This window comes from Thermoanaerobaculum aquaticum (assembly GCF_000687145.1).
GTDB classification, from domain to species: Bacteria; Acidobacteriota; Thermoanaerobaculia; order Thermoanaerobaculales; family Thermoanaerobaculaceae; genus Thermoanaerobaculum; species Thermoanaerobaculum aquaticum.
On sequence record NZ_JMFG01000005.1, the window covers coordinates 54,716 to 78,407 of the forward strand.

Genomic DNA, 23,692 nt, shown 5'->3' on the forward strand with positions numbered 1-23,692 from the left:
GGAACAGGAGGTGGCTATGAGCGACGAGGAAAAAGGCAGGGTGGCCAAAAAGATCCAGGAAAAGCTGGACGAAACTGGGGAAGCTGTGCAGGAAGTGCTAGAAGCCGCCAAGGAGTCAGTAGGCCAAGCCGAAGAGGCCATGGAAAAGGCCAAGGAGGTTTTGGGGGAAGGCTACGGCAAGCTCAAGACCACTTCCGCCGAAGCGTACGCCAAGGCCAAGGAGTACCTGGCGGAAGCCAGGGCTGCCTTGGAAGTGGCCCGGGAGCGGGCCGGTCAGCTTTACGGCCGTTCGCGGGAGCTGGCTGAGGAGGCCTACCAAAAGGCCAAGCAGGAGTACGAAAAGCTAGCGGCCCAGCTGAAGAAGGGCTACGCCAAGGTCAAGGCCAAGGTGGAGGAAATTGACGTGAAGGAAATGCGGGACGATGTGGTGGACTACATCCGCCGCAACCCGGGTAAATCGGTGCTCATTGCCTTGGCCGTGGGTTTTGTGGTGGGTTACTTAGTGCGCAAGCGGGAGCCTTAAAACGATGGACGACGAGATCCGCGACGAAGAAGAACGCCCGGAAGTTTACGAGCTGGAAGACCTGGAGGACGAGGAAGAGGAACCCGTCCGCCGGCAGAGGCTCGATGCCGATTTCCTGCTGGACAAGGTCATCCCCAGCGAAATTGACTGGCGGGATTTGGTCCGCCGTCACCCCCTGCTGTCGGTAGGTGTGGCCGCTGCCGTGGGTTTCCTCATTGGGCGCAGCAAGGGCGCAGCCATCGTGGCCGGTGCCTCGGCAGCGGTTACGTCAGCGGTCATGCGGCAGCTTTCCGGGGTTTTGGACACCGACGTCTTCGAGTTTTAGCGGAAAAAAGCGGAATCCTTTTGCCGAAAGGCTGGAGCGGGGAGCGTCAGCGGGACGCTCCCCGCAAGTTTTCCATGGCGGCTAAAACCGGCGGTGGGACCAGGCCACGGATGTTGCCCCCTAACGCCCAAATTTCCTTGATGAGGCGGGAGGAAAGGTAGGAAAACTCCTCCTGGGGGGTGAGGAAAACCGTTTCCACTTCCGGGCACAGGCGGCGGTTCATGAGCGCCATTTGGAACTCGTACTCGAAGTCCGACACCACCCGCATCCCCCGCAGCACCACCCGGGCGCCGGTGGCGCGCATGAAGTCCACCAAAAGGCCGGAAAACGAGGTCACCTTGACCTGCGGCAGCTCGCTAAAGGTTTGGCGGATCAGCTCCACCCGCTCGTCCGGGGCGAAAAGCGGCTTTTTTTCGGTGTTTTCCAGCACCGCCACCAAAACCTGGGGGAAAAGCCGCACCGCCCGCCGCACGATGTCCACATGGCCCATGTGCAGGGGGTCGAAGCTCCCCGGGTAAACCGCCAAAAGCTGGGATTCGCCGTTCATGGCCCCTCCTCCACCGCCACCACCCGGCGGTTGTGGTGGTCGTCCACCACCCGCACCGAAAGCACGTGCTTGCCTTTGGCCACCGGCAAGCAGAAGAGCTCCCGGGGGGAGTCCAACAGCCCATCTTCGGGGGCCAGGGGAAGCCAGCTTTGCGCGTCGCGGTTGTACTCCGCCAGGGTGATGGGGGAAAGCTCGTCGGCCGCTTCAATGACCCAAAAGTCCCCTTCCCGGCGGAGCTTGAGGGAGGGCGGGGTGTTGTCCACCACAAACCAGGAGGAAACCGCGCTGCTCACCTCTGGTGTTTCGGGGTTGCCGGGGGCATCGGTGGCGGTGAGGCGGAAGCGGTACAGGCCGTCGGCCAGGGCCTGGGTATCCAGCGCCAGCTGCACGCTTTCCAGCTTCTGGCGCACCGGCCACCACTCCCCTCCCTGACGCTGGATGTCCAGGTCAAAACGCAGGGGATCGCCGTTGGGGTCGTCCACCTTCCAGGCCACGGTTTGAAAGCCCACCCGATAGTACCTCTTCCCCAGCTGGGCTTGGGTGTCCTTTTCGTCTTCCAGAGCGGTGAAGATGCCCACGAGATCCGGGTGGGAAACCTCCACGATGCGCTCGGAAGGCGGGGGGCTTTTGAGGTACACCTCCCCCGGAGGGAAAACCTTAAGCTCCTTGATTTGCGGGGGGAGGTTGAGCTGTCGGTAGGCAACTTGCACGCGGGAAACCTGGGCCTCGCCCGGGCCCAGCTCCAGCTTGAGCTGGAGAAAACGGGCCTGGGGTACGTTTGCCAGGGTTTCGGCGCAGGGGGTGGGCGCGGACCACGCACTCCAGGTGTCGTTGGGCTCCTGGCTGTTGCCAGAGCGAAAGCTGGCCCGACAGGCTCCGGAAACCGTGGCTGCAAAGCGCCCCCACTGCGCCGGTTGGCCGGCGTCCAGGGGCGCGGAGGTAAAGGTGCCCTGGGGCAAGCCGCGCCGCCTGAGCACCTTCACCGGCTCCTGGGTTAACACCAGGCGGCCCCCGCTGCCCAGGCGGGTGATCTGGCCGGCATCCACGGTGTCCAGCTGCACCGTAACCGTTTCCACCACCTGCACGAGCCGGCCCTCGAGACCCGTGCCCACCAGCACCGTGGGCCCATCCCAGGCCACGGTGAAGGCCAGCTCCTTGTCGAAGCGGGCCAAGGTGGTCACCGCCCCCTGCGGGGAGACCAGCAGCACCTCGCTGGTAAAGCGGCCGGTTTCGGGGCTGGGGGCGGTGGTGGAAACGCTCACCGAGGGTTGGCCTTCACCGGGCTTTTGGCCCAGGGTGGGGTCGCCGGTGAGGGCGGTGGCCACCACTGTCCCGTTGGCACCGGCGGCCAGGCTGGCAATTTCGGTAAAGCCCGAGTCGTACAAAACCCCCAGGTTAGTGCCGTCGTAGCTGAGGATAAGCCCCTTCCCCGAGGTGCCCACGATGAGCTTCCCTCCGGTGCTTGCCAGACACCGGGCGTGGCGGTCGGGGATTTCGGTGAGCAGCTCCAGACCCTTTGGCGAAAGCGTTAAAAGCCGGCCGGGGTTGCCGGCGGCCAACACCAGCTTGCCGGCAAAAAACGCGCTGTCCCACAGGTTGCCTTGGGCCAAGGTGGCCACCGTCTCGAGCTTGCCCTGGCGGAAGCGCACCACGGTGGCGGGAAGGGCGGTGGTGGCAAAGAGACTCCCGTCGGGAGCCACCACCAGCGAGGTAATCTGGTCGGCCTCGAGCTCCCCCAGAAGCTCCGCTCCCTTTTCGCCGATGCGGTAAAGGCGGGCGGGGTGCCCGGTGCCCACGTACACGTTTCCCTGGTTGTCTTCGGCCATGGCTTGAGCGAGGGGCTCGTTCAGGGTGGCCAGCGGCACCAGGGGCGGCAAAGCCTGCAGGCCGCCGTCGGGGCGCACCGCCACGCCGGTGGATCGCGAGCCCGCCAGGGTGGCAGGGGTGTCCAGGGTGAAAAAGCGGGTGGGTGCCGCCAGTGCCGGCACGGCGGCAAGAAAGGCTAGCAAAACACGCGCGCTCATGGGGCCTCCTGGGTAACCACGTCCAGGCTCACGCGAATGCCCCCGGAGAGGGGCCAGGGGTAAGGCCACCGCTGGCTGGTCACCAGGTGGGTGGTGAGGCGCTCCACGTTGCCCTGGGTCAGCGCCGAAGCGTAGGAAGCGGAAAGCGACGGGGGTAGGCCAGGGAGCGGGCCCTGGGGGAGGGAAAGCCCGGCCTCCCGGGTTTCCAAGGCGGCCACCAGATGGGAGCTGGGCTCCAGGCGGGAAAGCTGAGCGCAAAGCTGGCGGAAGTTTTCAGCTTGGGCCTTCTCGCTGCGCAAGGCGTAGTCGGAAAAGCTGGCGCCGTCGGCCACGATCAAGTCCAGCTTGCCGGCGGGCAGGTTCCTGGGGATGACCAGGGAGTACACCCGCCTTTCCACCGGCCCGCGGTAGGGTTGCAGACGAACCGCCACGGACAGCGCTTCCCCCGGCCGCACCTTCCGCCGTTGCGGGATGGCTTCCAGGATGGTGGCGCTGACGTGGGGGGAACGGGAAAGCTGCACGTCCAGGGCCGCCAAGGGGGGGGCAGGAAAGGGCGGGTTGGTGAGCAGGGCCACCAGCGCCCCCAGGAAGGTGGCTACCCGGCCAACGGCGTCGGCGCCGGCGGTGTTTTGCCGCAGGCTCACGGCGCTGCCGTCGGCAAAGCTGGCTTTGACCGTCATGTCCACAGTTAAATCGGCGTTAGGTCCCTGGTTGTAGCTGAGGCTGGTGGCCGCCAAAAAGGCCGCCAGCAGCGGTTGCAGCAGGGGCACATCGGCCAGGTAAAAGGAAAACTGTTTGCTTTCCTGGCTGCTCGCCACCGTCACCGTTACCGGCAACCCGGCGGGCGGTTTTCCCGCCACCGCCACCATGCCAGCGGGCTGGTCCGCCAGGAACGTGCCAAAGGGTTTACCCACGGTGAAGATCTTGAAGGGCAAGGCGTAGTTGCTCTGGATGGCCAGCACCCTGGCGCGGGCGGCGGGCATCTTCACACTGCCCGCGGCAAAAAGCGGGTGGCCGAAGGCGTAGTAGGTGTCCCCATCCCTGGCGGTGAGGGTGCCGCCGGCGGCCAGCACCGCGTCTCCCCAAACCAAGACCGCAGCCACCATGTCCCCCGCTTGCGGGAGGGTTGAATCGGGAAGCGTTTCCGCTCCCCCCGGGACCGGGGCCAGCCCCAGCGGCCGCCACAGCTTTTCCGCCCAGGGTGATTCGGGAAAGCCGGCGGTGGCTAGCGGCAAGGGTTGGGGCGAGGGGAGTGGCGCAGCGGCGAGGGAAGCAAGCTCCAGCTCCCCCCGCAGGGCGGAAAAAAGCGTGGCAAGGGCGTTTTGTCGTTCCCAGCCGTCAGCCCCGAAGGAGCTTTTCGTCAGCGGGTTTTCCGCGACACCAGAAGCTGCGGAAAGGGACAGCGGCGAGGAGCCTGGGTTTTCCGCATCCACGGGGATGGCCTGCATGTCCTCAAAGGGCGTCACCCCCGCCAGCGGCTCCCGGGCAAAGTTCCAGCCAAAGGCCACCGCCCCCACGAGCTTGCCGTCCACGTAAACGGGGGAGCCGCTCATCCCCGCCACCACCCCGGCATCGGCAAACCTGGGGTCGGAAAGCTTCACCAGAACGGCCCGCCGCCCCGGTTGGCTGGCGGGCAAGGTCCCCACCACCACCACGGGGATTTCGATCCTCTCTCCGCCGCTCCATTCGGTGATGCAAACCCCGCGCTGGCCGGTTTGCACTTCGGCAAAGGGCATCACCGCCAGTCCGGCTGCCAAAAGCCAGGAAAGCACCAGCACCAAAACCTCAAGAAGCCGCAGCCGCGCTTTGGGCTTGCGCCAGGTGGCGGCCGGTGAGCGGCAGGATCGTGGGCAGCTGGTTCATGAGCTGGGCCAGCTCCTCGGGGACAATGGCCTGAGCGCGGTCGGAAAGCGCCTGCATGGGGTTGTGGTGCACCTCGATCATGAGCCCATCGGCCCCCACCGCCGCGGCCGCCCGGGCCAGCGGCACCACCTTGTGCCGCTTGCCCGTGCCGTGGGAGGGGTCCACGATGATGGGCAGGTGCGAGAGCCGTTGCACGGCCACCACCGCCGCCAGGTCCAGGGTGTTGCGGGTGTGGTCGGTGAAGGTGCGGATGCCCCGCTCGCACAGCACCACCTGGTAGTTGCCCTCCGCCAGCAGGTATTCGGCGGCCATGAGCAGCTCCTCCACCGTGGCTGCCATGCCGCGCTTGAGCAGCACCGGCTTTCGAGCTTTGCCCGCCAGCCGCAGCAGGGAGAAGTTCTGCATGTTGCGGGCACCAATTTGGATCATGTCGCAGTACTCCACCACCAGCTCCAGGGACCTTTCGTCCAGGGCCTCGGAAACCGTGGGCATCCCCACCTCCCGGCTTACGTCCCGGAGGATCTGCAAGCCGGGCTCCCCCAGCCCCTGGAAGGTGTAGGGGGAGGTGCGGGGTTTGAACGCACCCCCGCGCAGGATATGGGCGCCGGCCTTTTTCACCGCTTGCGCGGTGGTAAGGGTTTGCTCCGGGCCCTCCACCGAGCAAGGGCCGGCCATCACCGCAAAGTGCCCACCTCCTACCGGCACCCCACCCACCCACACCACGGTGTCCTCGGGTTTGACCTCCCGGCTCACCAGCTTGTACGGGTGGGAAACGGGAATGACCTCCAAAACCCCGGGCAGGTTCTCAAACAGGGACGGATCGAGAACGTCCCGGTTCCCGGTGATGCCAATGGCGACCCTCTGGGCGCCGGGAATGGCATGGGGTGTGAGGCCCAAAGCCTCAATGTGCCTTTTAACCTGCTCCACCTCTTCCTTGGTGGCGTTAACGGTCATGACGATCAGCATGACGATCCCCCCGACTGCCGGCTATACTAGCGAAGACGAGGAGGTTGTCAACGTGAAAAGGCTCTTGGTGGCTTTGACAACGCTCATCCTAAGCGTGAGTGTGGCGCACGCCGTTTACGTGGTGTACCTGAAAAACGGCAAGCGGGTGGTGGCCCGGGAAAAGTACCAGGTGAAGGGCAAGCTGGCGATCATCACCTTGAAAAACGGCTCGGTGGTGTCGGTGCCTCTGGACCAGGTGAACGTAGAAAAGACCGAAAAGATTAACTCCTTGGGCCTGGGGGACGCTGAGCTTTTGGCCCTGGGCGAAGAGGGTCCTCCACCCCCCACGCCCACCCCCACCCCAGCCATGACCACCATAGGGAAGCTCCGGGGAGAGCTGGCCAAGCCCACTGGGGAGGCAGCCAAACCCACCCCCACCCCGGGGATCACCTTGAGCGACCGTCCTTTCAAGGACAAAGGTGTGGATCGCGCTTTCCAGGAGGGGCTGGAGCGCTACCACCTCTACCTTTACCGCACCAGCCAGGGGACCCGCCCCGAGTACTTTTACGTGGAGGTGCAGGTCAACGAGAAGGAAGTGCCCAAGGCCCTGGAAGCCATCTGCATGACCTATCACCTCTTGGTGCAGTCAGCCCCGGATCGGGCTCCGGAAAGGGTGGAGCTGCGCTTGCTGAACGAAGCGGGCCGGGAAGCGGGTCTTTTCCGTATTGGTCCTGAACAGGCCGCCGAGCTGGCGGGGGGCAAGATCACCCCCGACGAGTTCTTCCTCAAGTACGTGCTCTTCTAGCGCTTATGAAAAAGCCGCTGGTCTTTTGGGCTCTTGGAATTGCTTTGCTTTCCTGCTCGGCCCCGGTGCCGGAAGCCGAGCGCCGCTGGCGGGAGGGGAGGGAGGCGGCGGTACGGGAGGCCATGACCCCGGAACAAGCCAAAGCCTTCCCGGGGATTAAGTTCTTCCCTTACGACCCGGCCTTTAAGGTGCGGACCTTGCTTAAGCCCATCGTGCCGCCGGAAGCGGTTTCCATTGCCGCCTCCGACGGCTCGGTGCGCCCGGCCCACCGGGTAGGGCGGGTGGAGGTGGACCTCCCCACCGGCAAGGCCACCTTGACCGTGTACCAGCTGGACGACATCCGCGACCGCTACCCCGACCACCTTTTCTTGCCCTTCCGCGATGCCCTGGCGGGCAAGGAGACCTACGGATCGGGGCGGTACCTGGAGCCCGTGAGGTTGGCGTCGGGGGTGGTGGAGCTGGACTTTAACCGCGCCTATAACCCCGACTGCGCCTTTGGCCTCACCGGCCGCTGCCCCATCACCCCGGAGGAAAACTGGCTTGCCATTCCGGTGCCGGCGGGGGAAAAGATGCCGGTAGGGGCCGGTCATTAGTGCTGGGCCTAGCCCTCGCCCTAGCTGCCGTTCTTCCCCCCGTGATCCCCGACCCGCGCCTGGGTTCTTCCCCATGGGCGATGGTGGACCTCCAGCAGCCGGCTGAGCCCCCAGAGGCCGCCGGGTACCTGCTCCCCGTGCCGGAAAAAGTCAATCAGGAGTGGCTGGACCGGCTGGTGGCCCTGGCGGCCCGGGGGGTGCCGGTGGTGGGCCTGGAGGTTCCCGGGGATGCCACGGTCATCCCGCACCTGGACGGGGTGGTGGTGGGCTCACCTCTCGAGGCGGAAGCCGTAAGGCGCTGCTGCCCCGCAACTGCACTGGTGGGGGAAGCTGCAAACCCCGCTGAAGCCATGGACAAGCTGCGCTGGGGGGTGAGCGTGTGGCTGGTGCCCGGCACCCCTCGCTGGGCGGAAGCCGTTGCTGGGGCTTTTCCCGAACCCCAGGCGGCCCGCTTCCAAGGTGGGGATTTGCCCACCGCCGCAGACCCCCACGACCTCTCCGTGCTGGTGGGGCTTTTTCCGGCTTTCCCCGGCGGCTGGGTGGAGCTGGCCAGCGACTGGGTGGCAAGCACAGCCACGCTCCTTCAGGACGGCGAAGAAGCGCAGCTGCCGGTGGAGGTAGCCGGGGGGCACGCGAGGGTTTACCTTTCGCCTTTGCCCCAAGGGGGGCTTTTGCGGTTTTCCCGGCCTTTGCCCCCGGGAGGCTTGCAGCAGGTGGAGGTCACCGCGCCACGGGAGCTCACGTTGGGGGAAATCCTCGCCCGTCATCACCGCCAGGTGGCCCTGCAAAATCGAATCGTTTCCAGCTTCCGCGGCTGGCAGCGTTTGCGGCTTCTGGTGGGGGTGGCTGAGCTTGACCGCAGCTTTGAGCTGGAGCTGGGTGGTCCGGTGTTCTTCACCCCCGATTTGGGCCGGGACTGGGAGCTTCGGGAGGCCCGGGTGAACGGCGCCGCTTGGCCGGTGGAGGAGCTCCCGGAGCTCCCCCTCATCCAGCCCAAGGCCCCGCCGGTACCGCCTTTGGCCCTGGAGCTCAACCCCTCCTACCGCTACGAGCTTTTGGGCCTGGGGCAGTGGGAGGGGCGTTCGGTGTACGTGCTGGCCTACCAGGGCGGGGAAGGCTCGGAGCGGCGGTGGGGTCGGGCTTACGTGGATGCCGCCACTTTTGGTTTGGTGGCGCTGGAGGCCTGGCAGCAAAGCCCCAAGCAGGAGGTGCGCCGCAGCCGAACGGTCACCCGCAACGCCCTCTTCCAGCGCGAAGGCTCGCCGTTGTGGCTTCCCTGGAAGGTGGAAGGGGACGACGTGGTGGCCAGCTTCGGAAGCATCTCCACGGTGCACCGCGAGCTCACCCTGGAAAACCTCGAGCTCAACGACTCCGAAGTGGCCAGGGGGCGAGCTGAAGCCTTCCGGGGCCCCCGGCCCATGCTCCGGGAGCGGCGGGGTGAGGTGGTTTTCTTAGAGCCCGACGGGGCCGGTGGCCGTCGGGAGGCCAGCTCCGGCCGCAAGCGGCAGTCCTTCCTTTTGGGTGGTGCCTTCTGGGATTCCAGCCTTTCCTTTCCGTTGCCGCTTCTGGGCTACCAGCTTTTGGATTTTTCCTGGCGTGGGGACCAGCAGCTCCGGCTTTTCCTGGCCGGCGCGGTGAACGACGTGGCCTGGAGCCGCCCGGGCACCTGGGAGCCCAGGGCGCAAGCCTTCCTGCAGCTTGCCCCTTTTACCGAAAGCCTGTGGCGGGGGGAGCACGAGGTGAAGGGAGAGGCGCTTTACCTTTGGCGGCAAAAGCTGCGGGTGGGTCTGGCGCGGCAACTGGGGGGCTTTCGCCTGGGGGCGGAAGTGGGGGCGGATGTCCTGCACTTTTCCCGCACCCAGGACACCGATCCTGCTTTTCGCTTACCGAAAAACACGGTGGAGACGGTGACCCAGGTGCAGGCGCTGTGGCAAAGGGGAACGTTTTTGGCCGGAGTCCAGTGGGAGCGGGGGGAGAGGCTTACCTGGCGCCGGTGGGGTTTTGGGGAGCGGGTGGAGCCGAGCTTTTCCCGCACCACGGTTTTTGCCCGCTACCAGCGCACCCCTTGGCCGTTGGTGCGGTTTTCCTTGGGTTTCGATGTGGCCACCTCGCAAAACGCCGATCGTTTTTCGCGTTTTTCCCTGGGTGGGCTGGGAGGCGGGGCAAGCTTCGTGGGGCTTCCGGGGGGACGGGTGCACGCCGACGGTTTGGCGGTGCTGAGGGCCAGTCTGGCCCTGCCGCTTCCGGCCGGCCAGCGCCTGGAGGTCACCGCCAACTCCGGTTGGCTGCGGGTTCGCCAGGAGGGGCAGAGGGCCGCTCCGGTTTCCGGCGTGGGTGTGACCCTCACCCGCCGGGGTCCCTGGGGGACGGTGCTGGAAGCCTCCCTGGGCTTGCCGATGGTGGCGCCAGGGCCCAACCGGCCGGTGGTGCAGGTGGTGCTGCTGCGCCCCTGGCGGTAAGCAGGGCCAAGCTCCCTTTAGGCCAGCGAAGCGCTATTTGCTGAGCCACTCCCGGGTCCAGGGGAAACGGGCAAAGTAGCCGTGGGCTTCCAGGACAGCCGAAAGCTTGCGGGCCAGGGTGGTATCGGTGATGGCTTTGAGCACCGCAGGGTTGAGCTCCACCGCCCGCTCCAGGTGGGCCAGCGCTTCTCCCTCCTGGCCCACGGCGAAAAGCGCCACGCCCAGGTTAAAGCGGGTTTCCGGCCGCTCCGCCAGGGCCAAAGCCCGACGGAAGTGCTCCACCGCCTTCCCCCAATCCCCGGCTTCCTGGGCGAGGTTGCCGGCCGAGGTTTCACTGCGGTAATCGAAAGGCAAAAAGCGCAGCTTGGAGCTCAAGCCCTGGTAAGCCGCAAAGGCCAGGGTTTGTCTTTGAGCGTCCCGCGGCCGCTGGCGGAGCAGGTTGACCAGCACGTCGGCCGATTGCACCGCCCGGTACGCCCGCCACTGCTGGAAGCTCCCCCAGGCTATCAGCAGCGCGCAGGCCAGGCCTGCGGCAGCTCTCGCCTTCCGCCAGCTTTGGGGAGGAGGCAGGGGGGGCAGCAGCAGAGCCGCCACCACCGCCCACTGCGCAGCAATGGCAGCAAGGTGCAGGGGGAACTGGAAAGACGCCAGCACCACCATGGAAGCCAAAGCCGGCGCTGCGGGCCAGGGGGCGGTGGTCGCACCCCTGGGGTTGGCGGAGGCTTTGAGGCCTTTGCCGTTGGCCCCTGCCGCCCTCCTGGTGGCCCTCAGGGCAAACACCACACCGGCCAGCAAAAGCGCAAGCCCCAGCAAGCCGGTTTCCGCCAGATACTGCAAAAGCTCGTTGTGTGCTTCCCCAAAGCCGGTTTCAAGGCCCAAAAAGCGGCTGCGCTGGGCCAGCTCCTCCGCGGTGAGGTAGCGGAAGGAGTGGGCCTCAAACTGGCCAAAGCCCACGCCGGCGATGGGGTGAGCCAAGAACATGCGCAAGGCCGAGCTCCAGGCCGCCCCCCGGGCACTGGCCAGCCACAGCCACTGGCCGCTTTTCACCTCCTGCCAGCTGGAAACAAGGCGCTGGCGAATGGGGCTTACGGCGGCCACGAGCACAACGGCTGCTATCGCCAGAGCGCCCAAAACCCGCAGGCGGCGGGCGGGGGAGAGGGTGGTAAAGGCTAAAGCGGCCAAACCGGCCAAGAGCGCCGCCAGGGCGGAGAGGGTTTGGGTGGCCACGATGACGGTGGTTTGCAAAAGCGCCACGAAAAGCCACAAAAAGTGCCGCTTGTGCGTCCAAAACCAGGCAAAGGCCAGCACCGTGGGCAGCACCAGAAACGAGGCCACATCCGCCGGGTTGCCCATGGTCCCCAGCCACAGGTAGCGCCCCTCCCCCGGCTCCAGCAGGCGGAAGGACTCCGGCCGCCAGCGGGGATCAAAAAAGGCAATGGCCACCAGAGCTTGCAAAAACCCCGCCCAGAGCACGGCCCGGGCCAGGGGCCTGCGGAGGTCCGGGGCAAGCTGGCGCAAGGCGCCAAAGCCCAGGGCTCCCACGATCCACGGGAGGGCCGCCCACGCGGCCGCCGGGGTGGAAGCCAAAGCGGAAACCAGCGCCGCCACCGCTACAGCCGCGGGGAGCAAAAGCCAGGGATCCCAGGAAGGCCGGGCCAGGAAGGCGGCGGCCAGGACAGCCCACAGCACGTTGGCCAGCAAGCTCTTGGGGGTGCGGAAGGAACCGGCGGTGGCAATGTCCACCACCAGAGGCACCACCAGCACCAAACCCAGTCCCGCCGCCAACACCACCCGCTGCCAGAGCTTTTGCCCCTTCATGCCTCCTCCAGCCGCACCGAAACCACCCGCGAAACCCCCGGTTCCTCCATGGTGACGCCGTAAAGCACGTCGGCGTGGGCCATGGTGCGGCGGTTGTGGGTGATGAGTAAAAACTGGGTTTGCTGGGCCTGGGCCTTCAGGTGCTGGCAGAGACGCTCCACGTTCAAATCGTCCAGGGGCGCGTCCACCTCGTCCAGCACGCAAAAGGGGGCCGGGCGAATGCGGAAGAGCGCCAAAAGCAAGGCCACCGCCGCCAACGCCTTTTCCCCGCCGGAAAGCAAGAGCACCGATTGGGTGTGTTTCCCCGGCGGCCGCACCTTGACTTCGATGCCGGAATCCAGGGGGCTTTCGGGGTCCGAAAGCAACACCTGCGCCTCGCCACCCCCGAAAAGCTCGCGGAAAACCTCGCCGAAGAGCTCGTTGGCCGCGGAAAGCGTGGCCAAAAACCGCTCCTGGCAGGTGGTGTCCAGCTCGGTAATGGACTTTCTGAGGCTTTCCAGGGACTCTTCCAGGTCCTTTTTTTGCGCGGAAAGGAAGCGGAAGCGCTCTTCCAGCTCCTTTTCCTGCTGCACCGCCAGCTCGTTTACCGGCCCCAGCTGCGCCAGCTGCTGCTCCAGCTCCTTTTGCCGTTGCCCCAGGGCGTCCCGGTCCACATCCTGGGGGATTTCCTCCGGCGGCTGACCGCCCAGGGCCTCCTGCAGGTGAGCTAGCTCCGCAGCCAGCTCGGCCGCCCGCAGCTGGGCATCCACCAGCGCTTTCAGCGCCGCCTGCTCCTCCTCCCGGGCCCGGGCGGCCTGGTGCTGCTGCTGTTCCACCTGCTCCTTGAGCTGGGCTACCTGCGCTTCCGCCTCTGCGGCCTTCTGTTGGCCCGAAGCCGAAAGCTTGAGCGCTTCTTCCAGCTGCGTGCGGGTTTGGGCCAGAAGCTCCTGCAGCTGGCTTTGCCGCTGGGAAAGCTCCAAAAGCTCCTGGCGCAAGCGCTCGGCTTCCTGGGCAAGCTTTTCCGCCAGCTGCCGGTGCTGGGAAAGCTCCCGCTGGGCAAAACGCTGGCGTTCCAAAGCCAGCGCCAACTGCCCCCGCCACTTTTCTGCTTCGGTGTGGGCCTGGCTTGCCTGGGACCGGGCGGCCGAAGCGGCGGCCGTCGCTTCATCCACCCGCGCCGACTCCCCCTCGGCCCGTTCCTCCAAAACCTTGGCTTGGGCTTGGGCGTGGGCCAGGTTTTCTTGGGCTTTAGCAAGTTCGCCTTCCAGCCGGGAGGCCTCCACCGCCAGCGCTTCCAGTTCCCGCTCCAGGCGGGTGCGTTCCCGGTGGCGGGCTTCTCGCCGGGAGGAAGCCTCGGCGAGAGCTTCGGTTTTTTGCCGTACCACCTTGGAAAGCTCCGCCAGTTCGTGCTCGTGCTCGCGGAAGGTGGCGGTTTTGGCCTGGACGAGGGCGAGAAGCTTTTGTTTTTCCTCGGCAAGCTGGGTTTCCTGCGCCGAAAGCTCCTGCTCCCGGGTCTTCAAGTGCAAAGCCCCGGCCGGGCCGCGCTGGCCGTTACCCAGGCGCAAGCGCTGCCCTTGCCGGCGACTCCCTCCCGGCAGCAGCACCAGAAGCGAGGGGTTTTCGGTGGCCAGGCGGCGGGCCTCCTCGGGGTCCTGGGCCAGGGCCAAGGGGGGGAGGGCGGAGGCCAGCCACCCCAGCTCCTGGGGCAGAGCCCCCGCTTCGGAAAGCAGCGAGCCCTGGGGCGGCAGGCGCTGGGGATCGCGGATGACCACGTCCACCGCCTCCCCGGAAAAGGAAGCCTTCAGCAGGCGCTCCACCGCTTCTTCCCCTTGCACCACCGGCAACGTCAAAAGCTCACCGTAGGCTTGGTCCAGGGTTTTGGCCAGCTCCGGCGGGGGGTTGAGGTAATCGGCCACGGTGCCGGCCAGTTGCTGGTCGCTTAAGACCTTGGCCAGGCTCTGGGGCAGGGCCCGCAGTTGGGCGCGGGCCCGCTGCACCGCTTCCCGCTCGTGGCGGACTTGCCACAGGCGGTGCTCCAGCTCGTCCCGCTTTTCGGCCAGCTCCTTGAGCTCCTTGCGCTCTTGATCCACCAGCGCCTGCAGCTTCTGCTGCTGGACTTGCACCTGCTCCAGCTCGGCCTGACACTCCCGCTCCCGGTGGCTGGCCTCTTGCTCCTCGCCGGCGGCTTGCTGCAGGTGCTGGGAGAGCCTTTCCCTTTCCGCCGAAAGGCGCGTTTGCTGGTAGCGGATTTGCTCCACTTCCAGCTGCAGGCGGTGAAAGCGATTGCGGGCTTCGGAGGCGGCGGCCACCGCTCGCAACAGCTTCTGGCGGGCCTCCTCGGCTTGCGCTTCCGCTTCTCTGGCAAGCTTTTCCGCTTCTTTTGCGGCTTCCTCCCGGAGGACTGTTTCCTCTTGCACCTTGCCCACTTCTTCCTCGGCCTGGGCAAGCTTTTGGGTAAGCTCCTGCTGGTGGAGCTGCTCCTCCTGGATTTGCCCTTCGGTTTGGGCGAGCAGGGCGGCCACCTGCTCCTGGCGGCTGCGCAGGGAGTCCAGCTCCCGGCGGCAGGCAGCTTCTTCCGCTTCCAGCCGCTGGCACTGTCCGGCGACGCGGGCCTGCTCTTCCCGGAGGTTGGCGAGCTCTCCAGCCTTTTCCTCCCACTGCCTTTGGATGCGCAAAAGCTCGGCCTCCACCTGGGCCAAGGCCGCAGCCTTTTGGGCGTGCTGCTCCTCACCTGCCGCCACTTCCTGCTGCAGGGCTTGGAGCTTGCCTTTGGCTTCGGCCCACCGCAAAACCGCCAACAGCGTGGTGACCCTTTGCAGCTCCTCCCGCAGTTGGGCGTGGCGCTGGGCCTGGCGGGCCTGGCGGCGGATGCTGCCGTACTCCCGCTTCACCTCGGCCACGATGTCGGAAACCCGCTCCAGGTTGGCCTTGGTTTCCGCCAGCTTGAGCTCAGCTTCGTGGCGGCGGAGGCGGTAGTGGCTGATGCCCGCCGCTTCCTCGAAGAGGGCCCGGCGATCGGTGGGTTTGGCGGAAAGCACCTGGGAAACCCGGCCCTGTTCAATGATGGCGTAGGCTCTGGTACCCAGGCCGGCTTCCGCCAGCTTGTCCTGGATGTCCTTGAGCCGCACCCGCCTGCCCCCCAGGCGGTACTCGGAGGTGCCGTCCCGCAGGATGCGGCGGGAGATCTCCAGCCGGTGGTCGGGGTGGCCGGGGTGGGAGTCCAGGATCAGCGTGACCTGGGCGGCGGCGGCAGGGGGCCTTTGGGCGGAGCCGGCAAAGATCACGTCCCCCATGGTTTGCGAGCGCAAAAGCCGCGCCGACTGCTCGCCCAGCACCCAGGCAATGGCATCGCAAATGTTGGACTTGCCGGCGCCGTTGGGCCCAACGATGGCAATGATGTTACCGGGGAAGGCCAGCTCCACCTTCCCCGCAAACGACTTGAACCCCTCCAGGGTCAGCGAGGAAATACGCACGCTCATCCGGGCCGAAAATGGTAGCACCTTGCCCGGGGCTTGGGTTTTACGCGGGGACCGGCACCAGCTGCCAGCGGCCGGGGATGGGGGTGTGGCAGGAGGGGCAGGTGCCTTCGGGGGTGATGCGGTTCTCCAGGACCTCAAACCCCCAGCGGGCCACCAGCGTGGTGTTGCAGGCGGGGCAGCGGGTGTTTTCCCATTCCCCCACCCGGCCGGGGAGGTTGCCGGCGTACACGAAGTGAAGCCCCGCCCGGCGGCCAATCTCGCAGGCGCGCAGGAGCGTTGCCACCGGGGTTGCCGGGGGATCGGTCATCTTGTAGTCGGGGTGGAAGGCCGTCACGTGCCAGGGGATGTCCGGAGAAACCGAAGCCAAAAACTCGGCAATGGCGGCAAGCTCCTGGTCCGAATCGTTAAAGGTAGGCACCACCAGCGTCACCACCTCGCACCAGATGCCCTTTTCCCACAAAAGCTGGATGGTTTCCTTCACCGCCTCCAGCTTGCCCCCGAGCTTTCGGTAGTTTTCGGCGTTGAAGCTTTTAAGGTCCACCTTGTAGCCCACCAGAACATCGGCCAGGTAGTCCAGGGCTTCGGGGGTGGCGTGCCCGTTGGAAACGAAGGTACCGGCGATGCCGTGCTCTTTGGCCAAAGCAAAAACGTCGTGGGCCCACTCGGCGGTAATGAGGGGCTCGTTGTAGGTGGAGGTGATGATCGGGCAGCGGTAGCGTTGGGCGGCAGCCACCAGCGCTTCGGGGCTGGTGGGGATGGCTTCGGTGGTGGCCTCGTCGTCCCGCAGGGCCTGGGAGGTGAACCAGTTTTGGCAGTAGGAGCACTTCATGTCGCAGCCCAGCATGCCGAAGGACAGGGCGCGAGCGCCGGGGAGCAGGTGAAAGAACGGCTTTTTTTCAATGGGGTCCACGGCCACGCCACCGGTGTAGCCCCAGGGAACCCGCAGGCCATCGCCCTCCCGGAAGCGCACCAAGCACACCCCCCGGGCGCCCTCGGCCAGCTTGCAGCGGTGGGCACAGGCCACGCACTCCAGCTTGCCGGATGCCAGCGGCCTGGCCAGCTCCCGGCGCACCTGGGTGAGGGCATCCAGGGCGTAGCGCATGCTTCCAATGTGAGGCCGGCGCTTGACTCTGGCAAGCTAGCTTGGGGACAATCCCCACCCATGGAAGCCCACGCAGTGCTGGAGCTCCCTTTTGCCAGGGAAGGGCTTTTTGGCTCGGTGACGGTTCCGCCTTCCAAGAGCCTGGCCCAGCGTTACCTCCTGGCCGCTTGCCTGGCCGGGCCCCCCTCGCAGGTGGACGGCTACCCCGATGCCGAAGACCCCCAGCTCTTGCTTTCGGCTTTGCAGGAGGTGGGGTTTCAGCTCCACGGGGAGGGGCAAAGGGTGGCGGTGCAGGGCTTTGCACCGATCCGGGAGGCCAAGCTTTTCCTGGGCAATAACGGCACGGGCCTGCGGATTTTGGTGGCAATTCTGGCCTCCCTGCCCGGGCGCTACGTTGTGGATGGCGTTCCCCGACTGCGGGAAAGGCCCTTGGGCAAGCTACTTGCGGCGTTGCGGAGCCTGGGGGCGCAAATTGAGGGCGAGCGCTTACCCCTGGTGATCGAGGGTGGCGAGCTGTCAGGCCAGACGGTGACGTTGGAGGCCCGGGAGTCCTCCCAGTTCGTTTCGGCACTGCTGTTTTTGGGTAGCAAGCTCGCTTCCGGGCTGCGGGTGGAGCTTGCGGGCGACGTGCCTTCCTGGCCCTACGTGGCCATGACCGCGGCGGTGCTTCGGCAGTTTGGCGCCGAGGTGCAGTTCCAGCCGGACTCCGTGTGGGTCAAGGGTCCCCTCCAACCCCGAAAGGTGGCGGTGGAGGGGGACTGGTCGGCGGCGGCTTTTCCCATGGTGGGTGTGGCGGTGGCCGGCGGCGATGTGGTGGTGCGCGGTGTCCGGCCAGAAAGCGTGCAGGGGGACGCGGTGCTGGTGGACATCCTGCAACGGGCCGGCTGCGACGTGCGTATGGAAGCCGAAGGGGTGCGGGTGCGCGGCAGGGCCACCAAAAGCCTGCGGGCCCGTCTGGCAGAGATCCCCGACCTCTTCCCGCCCTTGGCGGTGCTGGTGGCCCTGCGGGGTGGGGAGCTCACCGGCCTGGGCCATTTGGCCTACAAGGAGTCCAACCGCCTGCAGGTGATGGCCGAGCGCTTGCGGCAGCTGGGCCTGGCTGTGGAAGCCGATGCCGCAAGCTTCCGGGCTTTTCCCGGGCAAAAGCCGCAGGCACCGCCTTTTGCCCTTTCCCCGGAAGCCGACCACCGCGTTGCCATGGCTTTGGCGGTGGCGGGCCTGGTAACCCCGGGCTTGCGCCTCGCTGACCCGCAGTGCGTGGCCAAATCGTGGCCCGACTTTTTTAAGGCCTGGACGGCCTTAGTGCGCTGAGGTGGTAAGGAAAGCGCTGCACCCGCTGGCCCTTTGGGACGCCCCGTTTCTTCCGGCACCCACCGAAAATGCCCTGCCCTTAAGCGCGGGGACCAAGCTCCCCTTCCCTTTGCGGAAAAAGCTTGCCGCTCAGCTGGCGGCCGGGGTGGCCTTTGTTTTGGAGCAGGGCTTTTATCCCGACAAAGCCCTGCTCCGCAGCTCGCGCTTTGTCCGCAGCAAGGGCGGGGTCTGGTGGCAGCTTTCGGCTTTTCCCCGCTGGACGCTGGATGATCCCCGCCTGTCCCGGGCCCTGGCGTTGGGGAGAAGGGGCGAGCGCCTGCCGTGGCTTTTGCTTTTCCCTTTCCTTGCCCAGCTTTTGCCGGAGCTTCGCGGTTTTTGGGGCGAGCAAGCCGAAAGCGAAGACCCCTGGGCCTTTCCCAAGGTGTTTCTGCAGGAGCTGGTGGGCAAGGACAGGGCCGGCAAGAGCCTGGATCACCCTCTGGGGTGGGGGCGCTTCCTCTGGGCCCGCCGCTTCGTCCTCCCCGAGGAAGGGGGGCTGTTTTTTCTCGATGATCCCTACCTTGCGGAGAGGCTTTCCCGCTTTGCCGGGGTAACGGCCGGCAGCTTTACCGAGGAGGACCTGGCACCACGGCAAGCCCAAGCGCTAATGGCCGACCACGGGGGCGTGGTGATCACCACCACCGCGCTGCCTGGGGTGGCGGCGTTGCCCTTGGCGGAAAAAGAGCCCTGGTGGTGTTTGCTACCGGTGGGGGAAGAGGAGCGGGCGGCTGGCTTTCTGGCCGGAGCCAGCAGCGGGGACAGCATCACCGTGGGCCTTTCCCTCACCCACGCGGTAGCTTCCGCTTGGGGCTTGGGGGAGGATCGCCGTGGGGAGGGGCGCCGCTGGCTTTCCTACCCGGCGGAGAAGCTAGCCTCGGTTTTGGAGCGCTCCGGGCTGGGTTTGAGCGCGGAGGAAGCGGCGGTGGTGGCCGGTGGACGTGAGGCCCTGGAGGAGCTGCGGCGGCTGCAGTTGGTGGTGCATCGCTTTGGCCGGTGGTTTGCAAGCCAAAGCCAGGGCGTCAACCCCGGGGAGCTGGAGCGGTGGCGCCAGCACTTTCCGGAAGGGCCGTTGCGGTGGGCTTTGGAGGCTGCGCGCGGGGGTTCGGCGGCTCAGCTCGTTGCCTGGTGCGAAGAGGTGTTGAACCAGGCAAAAGGCGAGCTCATCCTTGGGCTTGCGCCGCTAGCTGCGGTGGTCCCGGAGCTGCGGGTCCCACTGGTGGAAGCGGCGCTTACCAGCGGCTGGCTTTCCTACGCGGAGCCCTGGCTTGATTCCTGCCCTGCCCCTTACGGGCCGCTTTTCCAGGTGTGGTGGGCGCTGGCGTGCGGAGACAAGAACACGCTTTTCAAAGCACAAAGGGCCTTTTCTTCCCTGACGGAAGGGAAGTTGCCACCGAGACTTTCGGCGCGGGCGCTGCTCCTTGCGGCCTGGCTGGCCGAACAGCAGGGGGACCACCAGCGGGCCCGGGAGCTGGGGCGAACCGTGCTTGCCCTTCCGGACCTCCAGTCCGAGCTTCTGGCGGAAGCCGCCTACCTTGTGGGGGAAGGTTCCCTGGAGAGGCTCGCGCATAGTCCCAGGCTGGGCGCGCTGGGTCGCCAACGCTTGTACCACCTGCTGGGGATCCAGGCCATGCACCGGGGGGACACCCCGGCCGCCGAAAGGAACTTCCGGCAGGCGTTGCAAGGGGCTTCCGGGCGAAACCCCTTGCGGTTTGGTGAGCTTTTGGCCGATGCCGGAGCGGTGGCCATGCTGTTGGACAAGCCGGTGCAGGCGGAAAAGTTTTATGCCGCTGCCGAGTTTTGGCTTTCCCTGGCGGGCTCCCGCCGGGCCAGCAGGCTGGTGAGCTTTAACCGGGCGGTGCTGGCCAACGATCGTTTGCAGTGGGAAAAGGCCCAAAAGCTCCTGGCGGCGGCCTTTGACGAGAGCCATGCCACCCCCGTGGACCGGGCCTTTTTCCTGGTGGAGTGGGCCCGCAGCTTCCTGGCCCAGGGGCACTTCGAAAAGGCCTCTGAAATAGCGGCTCAGCTGGAGGCACTGGTGGCAGGCTTGCCGGAAAACCACAACGTCCAGCAGGGGCTGGCGGTGATCAAGGCCCATTTGGCCCTGGCCCTGGGGGACCTGAGTGAAGCCTGGGAGGCAAGCCAACGGGCTGAGGTCTCGGAACGCCGCCTGCTTTTGGCGCTGTGGGAAAGCCGGCAAGGTTTGCTCCCCGCTGACGAGCTTCCCAACCGCTGGGGGCTGGCCCTGGCTGCCCGGCTTTTGGCTTTAGCAAAGAGTTCACTTTCCCAGGCACAGGCGGAGGCCAAAAAAGCGTTAGCCGCGGAAAGGCCGGAAAACGCCTTAGGCCTGGCCCGGGCCTTGCTGCTTTCCCCGGCCTGGGGGGTGGAGCTGCCCGCTCTCCTCAAAGAGCTTTTGCCGCGGCTCAAAGCGCAACTTCGGGCCTTTGGGCTGGAGCGCTGGGTTTTTCTACTGGAAAAGCAGTGGGGGAGGGATTGGCCGGAAATCCTGCAGCTGGTGGCGCGGCTTGGGGAGCGCGGGGCGGAAAGCTGGAAGGCCCCGGAGTGGCAAACGCTGGTGCCGATGCTGGGGCTTTCCGGGCTTAAGGTCATCGGCCAGGGTCAGGAGCTCTTGCGGATCGGCTCCACCCGCGACGGCAAAAGCGAGCACTTTGGGCCTTTCGAGGTGAAGCTTTCAGGTGCGGTGGACGATGAGGTTTTGGCCGTGCTGCGCCTGACCCTGCAGCGAGCCCCGCTTCCGGCTCTTCCGCCTTCTTCGGCCGACCCTTTGGGCTTGACCGGGGCAAGCCCCCAAATCGTTTCGCTCCGGGAGGACATAGCCCGCTACGCCCCGCTGCCCATCACCGTGCTCATCCTGGGTGAGCCGGGTACGGGTAAAGAGCGGGTGGCCCGTGCCCTGCACCGACTTTCCGGCCGCAGCGGGGAGTTTGTGCCGGTCAACTGCGCCGGTTTGCCGGAAAGCCTGCTGGAGGCCGAGCTCTTCGGCGTGGTTCGGGGTGCCTTTACCGGTGCCGATCGGGACCGTCCGGGTTTGGTGGAGCAAGCTGAAGGCGGCACGTTGTTTCTGGATGAAATTGGGGAGCTGCCGGCCTCCATGCAGGCCAAGCTTTTGCGGGTTCTGCAGGAAAGGGAGGTGCGGCGGGTGGGAGGCACGCGGGCGCGGAAGGTGGACGTGCGTTTTGTGGCGGCCACCAACCGCGATTTGAAACAAGCGGTGGCGCTGGGTCAGTTCCGCCGTGACCTCTTTGACCGCCTGGCCACGGTGACCCTTAAGGTGCCCCCACTTCGGGAGCGGCCGCAGGACATTCCCGCGTTGGTGGGGGAGCTGGTGGCCCACTACGCCTCGCAGTTTGGCCTGGGTCCCGTCACCCTGGCTCCGGATTTCATGGCCCGCTTGCAGGCGTACCCTTGGCCCGGGAACGTGCGGGAGCTGGAAGCGGTGGTGGTGCAGGCGCTGCTTCGCTGCCCGCGCGGGGCGGCCTTGGCGGCCGAGCATTTACCCCGAGAATTGTGGGCCGCTCCTGCCGGCCGGGATGAGCAGGCAATTCCCCCGCTCGAGGAGGCCGAAAGGGCCTTTTACCGCGAGTACTTCCAGCACTTGCTGCGGCACACCGGTGGCAACCGCACCCGCGCCGCTAAGATCGCCGGTCTTTCCCGGCAAGCCCTCCTGTACCGGCTGCGGCAGGTGGGGCTTGCGGAAAGCCGTGGGGAGGATTAAAGGCCCGCCAGACGGCAGGCCAGGCGCGCCAGCCGCCCTAAAAGCGAAAGCTCCCGGGAGCTTGGTTTGGTGGTGCCCACCACCAAAAGCAAACTGCGATCCTGCCCCACGGGGCAGAGGAAGGCCGGGGGGGTGGATTCCGGGACCTCCAGCACCTCCCGCAGCTCCTGACTACGCCGCCGGAGAACGGGGGAAAGCTTGGAGCCGGCCAGGCCGGTGGGCAGCAGGCCCTGGGCCGCCAGGACCACCACGTCCTCTCCGTGGGTTTGCAAAAGCGCGGCCGCCGCCAACCGGCGTGACCGCACCAGCCAGGAAAGAAGCGCGGAGCAAGCTTGCTCGGGGGCGGTATCCCAGCTTTCCAGAAGCGCAGGCAGGTCGCTGTCTACCGCAGCCACCGGGTACTCGCCGGTGTGGGAGGCTTCCTTTTCCACAAAAGCCCGGGGCGGCGGGGGGCCAGTTTCGGTGCCGGTCTGCAAGAACTGCACCTTCACCGAGGAAAAGGCCACGGTGTCACCGTTGGCCACCTCCGCCACCGGCACCCGTTTTCCCTTGTGAAAGGTGCCGTTCTTGCTGCCCAGGTCCACCACCCGGACAAAGGTTGGGTAAACCGTGATGATGGCGTGAGAGCCCGATACATCCCGGGCGCAGAGCTTCACGTGGGCGGCGGAGGCGGAGCCCACCACGTACTCCTTGCCCACCTCCAGGGGAACGCGGGCACCCGAGTCCAGGATCACCAGCTCCCAAGCCATGCCCCTCACCTCCTTCGGCCACCCGCCTCGGGGTTGGTGGCCTGGGGCTTTTCACCAAAGCCAAAAACCACCGGGAAAGCCTCGGGCTTTTCCAGGCTCTTGACACCTTCCGGCAGACGGGAGAGCTGCTCGTGAACGTAACGCCGGATCTCGGCAAGCTCCGGCAGGGGAGAAACCACCCGCCCGCCGCGCATGACCGGCAGCAACAGCGGCTGAAAAAACCCCTGGGGCGGTTTGGCCTCAACGGGAAGCACCAGATCCCGAAGGAAAAGCCCGCTGGCATCGCTTTCCCGGTACACCTGCTTGGCCCCCGGGAGGGTTTCCTTCCCGGCGGAGGACTTGGCCACCGCCCGCCGGGGGCCGTGGGGCTCCTGCACCGCCACTAGCTTGTACACCGCTTGCAGGGCCGGCGCATCCTCGGAGGTCACCATGCGGGTCCCCACCCCAAAGGCGTCAATGGGCGCCCCGGCCTGGCGCAGCTGCCAAATCCGGTACTCATCCAAATCGCCGGAAGCCACGATCTTCACCTCCCGGCGCCCGTGTTGATCGAGGATGGCCCGCACCGCCCGGGAAAGCGCCAGGAGGTCCCCGGAGTCCAAGCGTACCCCCAAGAACCGCAGCTTCCGATCGGCCGCTGCCCGCTCCACCGCGGCCAGGGTGTCGAAGGTGTCCACCAAAAGGAAGGTGCGCTCGGGGAAGGTCTCGGCAAAGGCCCGGAAGGCCGAAAGCTCATCGGCAAAGGAAAGCACGAAGGAGTGGGCCATGGTGCCGGATTCGGGAATGCCCAGGCGCAGGGCCGCCCAAACGTTGGAGGTGCCGTCCAGCCCGGCCAAGAAGGCCGAGCGCGCCGCCCAGCACGCTGCCAGTGGGCCGTGGGCGCGGCGGGAGCCAAAGTCCACCACCCGGGCCTCGCCGGCGGCCAGCCGCACGCGGGCGGCTTTGGAAGCCACCAGGGTGGAAAAGGAAACCGCGGCCAGAAGGTAGGTTTCCACCAGCTGCGCTTGCTCGATGGGGCCCTCCACCCGCAGCACCGGCTCTCCAGCAAAAACCGGCGTCCCCTCCGGCATGGCCCACACGTCGCAGGAAAACCGGAACTCCTCCAGGGAGCGGAAGAAGCCCTCGTCCAACCCGGAAAACGCGGGGAGCTCCCGCAAGGCCCGCACCTGCTCGGGGGTAAACCGCAAGCCCTGCAGGAAGCCCAGCGCTGGAGCTAAACCGGCGAAGATTAAAAACCCGCGCTGGGGTGGAAGCTCGCGAAACCAGAGCTCAAAAACCCCGCGAACGCCTTGGCGGTGGCGGCGGTAGGCGGCCCACATGGTGAGCTGGTAAAGGTCGGTGACCAGCCCCCGTTCTTCGGGGTGAATGAGCAAAGGGTCCAAGGGGTTGCGATCCATAGCT

General features: G+C 66.4%; 16 protein-coding genes. 7 read left to right on the forward strand and 9 right to left on the reverse strand.

Annotated features, from left to right (window positions below; all coding sequences use genetic code 11):
* Positions 1-16: 16 nt before the first annotated feature.
* The gene (locus EG19_RS02095) at positions 17-523 is read left to right on the forward strand and encodes a DUF883 family protein (RefSeq protein ID WP_152543854.1); all 507 of its coding nucleotides are present in this window, start codon (positions 17-19) and stop codon (positions 521-523) included.
* A 4-nt stretch (positions 524-527) separates the two neighbouring features.
* Entirely contained in the window at positions 528-848 is a 321-nt protein-coding gene (locus tag EG19_RS02100; RefSeq protein WP_038046908.1) for a DUF883 C-terminal domain-containing protein, read from the forward strand.
* 46 nt (positions 849-894) lie between these two features.
* Here the strand turns inward: EG19_RS02100 and coaD are convergent, their stop codons facing one another.
* The 4 genes from coaD to aroF are packed head-to-tail and all read right to left on the reverse strand — an operon-like array spanning position 895 to position 6,248.
* Positions 895-1,395, reverse strand: coding sequence for a pantetheine-phosphate adenylyltransferase (gene coaD, locus EG19_RS02105; protein WP_038046911.1), 501 nt, complete (start codon positions 1,393-1,395; stop codon positions 895-897).
* Positions 1,392-3,419 carry a WD40 repeat domain-containing protein gene (locus EG19_RS02110; RefSeq protein ID WP_038046914.1) on the reverse strand — a complete coding sequence of 676 codons (2,028 nt, stop codon included), beginning with the start codon at positions 3,417-3,419 and terminating at the stop codon, positions 1,392-1,394. Before EG19_RS02110 ends, coaD begins: the two co-directional genes overlap by 4 nt.
* Positions 3,416-5,197, reverse strand: coding sequence for a SpoIVB peptidase S55 domain-containing protein (locus EG19_RS02115; RefSeq protein ID WP_038046916.1), 1,782 nt, complete (start codon positions 5,195-5,197; stop codon positions 3,416-3,418). The genes EG19_RS02110 and EG19_RS02115 overlap by 4 nt, the downstream gene beginning before the upstream one ends.
* 7 nt (positions 5,198-5,204) lie before the next feature.
* Positions 5,205-6,248 carry a 3-deoxy-7-phosphoheptulonate synthase gene (gene aroF, locus EG19_RS02120; protein ID WP_038046918.1) on the reverse strand — a complete coding sequence of 348 codons (1,044 nt, stop codon included), beginning with the start codon at positions 6,246-6,248 and terminating at the stop codon, positions 5,205-5,207.
* A gap of 52 nt (positions 6,249-6,300) precedes the next feature.
* On the opposite strand from aroF, the gene EG19_RS02125 reads away from it, so the two are divergent.
* Genes EG19_RS02125 through EG19_RS02135 form a run of 3 tightly spaced genes read left to right on the forward strand, consistent with a single transcriptional unit; the run spans position 6,301 to position 10,084 of the window.
* Positions 6,301-7,032, forward strand: coding sequence for a hypothetical protein (locus EG19_RS02125; protein ID WP_038046920.1), 732 nt, complete (start codon positions 6,301-6,303; stop codon positions 7,030-7,032).
* A gap of 5 nt (positions 7,033-7,037) precedes the next feature.
* Complete coding sequence (locus EG19_RS02130) at positions 7,038-7,625, forward strand: DUF1684 domain-containing protein (RefSeq protein ID WP_053334765.1); 588 nt, start codon at positions 7,038-7,040, stop codon at positions 7,623-7,625.
* Positions 7,625-10,084: a hypothetical protein gene (locus EG19_RS02135; protein WP_038046922.1), complete on the forward strand. Its 2,460-nt coding sequence runs from the start codon at positions 7,625-7,627 to the stop codon at positions 10,082-10,084. Before EG19_RS02130 ends, EG19_RS02135 begins: the two co-directional genes overlap by 1 nt.
* Positions 10,085-10,117: 33 nt before the next feature.
* Here the strand turns inward: EG19_RS02135 and EG19_RS02140 are convergent, their stop codons facing one another.
* From EG19_RS02140 to amrS, 3 genes are read right to left on the reverse strand one after another with little or no spacing between them, the layout of a single operon-like run.
* Positions 10,118-11,902: an O-antigen ligase family protein gene (locus tag EG19_RS02140; protein WP_038046925.1), complete on the reverse strand. Its 1,785-nt coding sequence runs from the start codon at positions 11,900-11,902 to the stop codon at positions 10,118-10,120.
* Positions 11,899-15,360, reverse strand: a complete 3,462-nt coding sequence (smc, locus tag EG19_RS02145; protein ID WP_038046928.1) for a chromosome segregation protein SMC — start codon at positions 15,358-15,360, stop codon at positions 11,899-11,901. Before smc ends, EG19_RS02140 begins: the two co-directional genes overlap by 4 nt.
* Before the next feature lie 40 nt (positions 15,361-15,400).
* Entirely contained in the window at positions 15,401-16,462 is a 1,062-nt protein-coding gene (gene amrS, locus EG19_RS02150) for an AmmeMemoRadiSam system radical SAM enzyme (protein WP_038046931.1), read from the reverse strand.
* A 60-nt stretch (positions 16,463-16,522) separates the two neighbouring features.
* Between amrS and aroA the strand changes: the two genes are divergently transcribed.
* Both aroA and EG19_RS12190 read left to right on the forward strand, forming a co-directional pair.
* The gene (aroA, locus tag EG19_RS02155) at positions 16,523-17,773 is read left to right on the forward strand and encodes a 3-phosphoshikimate 1-carboxyvinyltransferase (protein ID WP_038046934.1); all 1,251 of its coding nucleotides are present in this window, start codon (positions 16,523-16,525) and stop codon (positions 17,771-17,773) included.
* Position 17,774: 1 nt separating this feature from the next.
* Complete coding sequence (locus tag EG19_RS12190) at positions 17,775-21,545, forward strand: sigma-54 interaction domain-containing protein (RefSeq protein WP_053334766.1); 3,771 nt, start codon at positions 17,775-17,777, stop codon at positions 21,543-21,545.
* On the opposite strand, the gene EG19_RS02165 is transcribed toward EG19_RS12190, so the two are convergent.
* Both EG19_RS02165 and EG19_RS02170 read right to left on the reverse strand, forming a co-directional pair.
* On the reverse strand, positions 21,542-22,294 hold the full coding sequence (locus EG19_RS02165) for an FHA domain-containing protein (protein ID WP_038046936.1): 753 nt from the start codon (positions 22,292-22,294) through the stop codon (positions 21,542-21,544). The two genes, EG19_RS12190 and EG19_RS02165, sit on opposite strands and share 4 nt — an antisense overlap.
* 5 nt (positions 22,295-22,299) lie before the next feature.
* Positions 22,300-23,688, reverse strand: a complete 1,389-nt coding sequence (locus EG19_RS02170; RefSeq protein WP_053334767.1) for a nicotinate phosphoribosyltransferase — start codon at positions 23,686-23,688, stop codon at positions 22,300-22,302.
* Between the last annotated feature and the right edge of the window lie 4 nt (positions 23,689-23,692).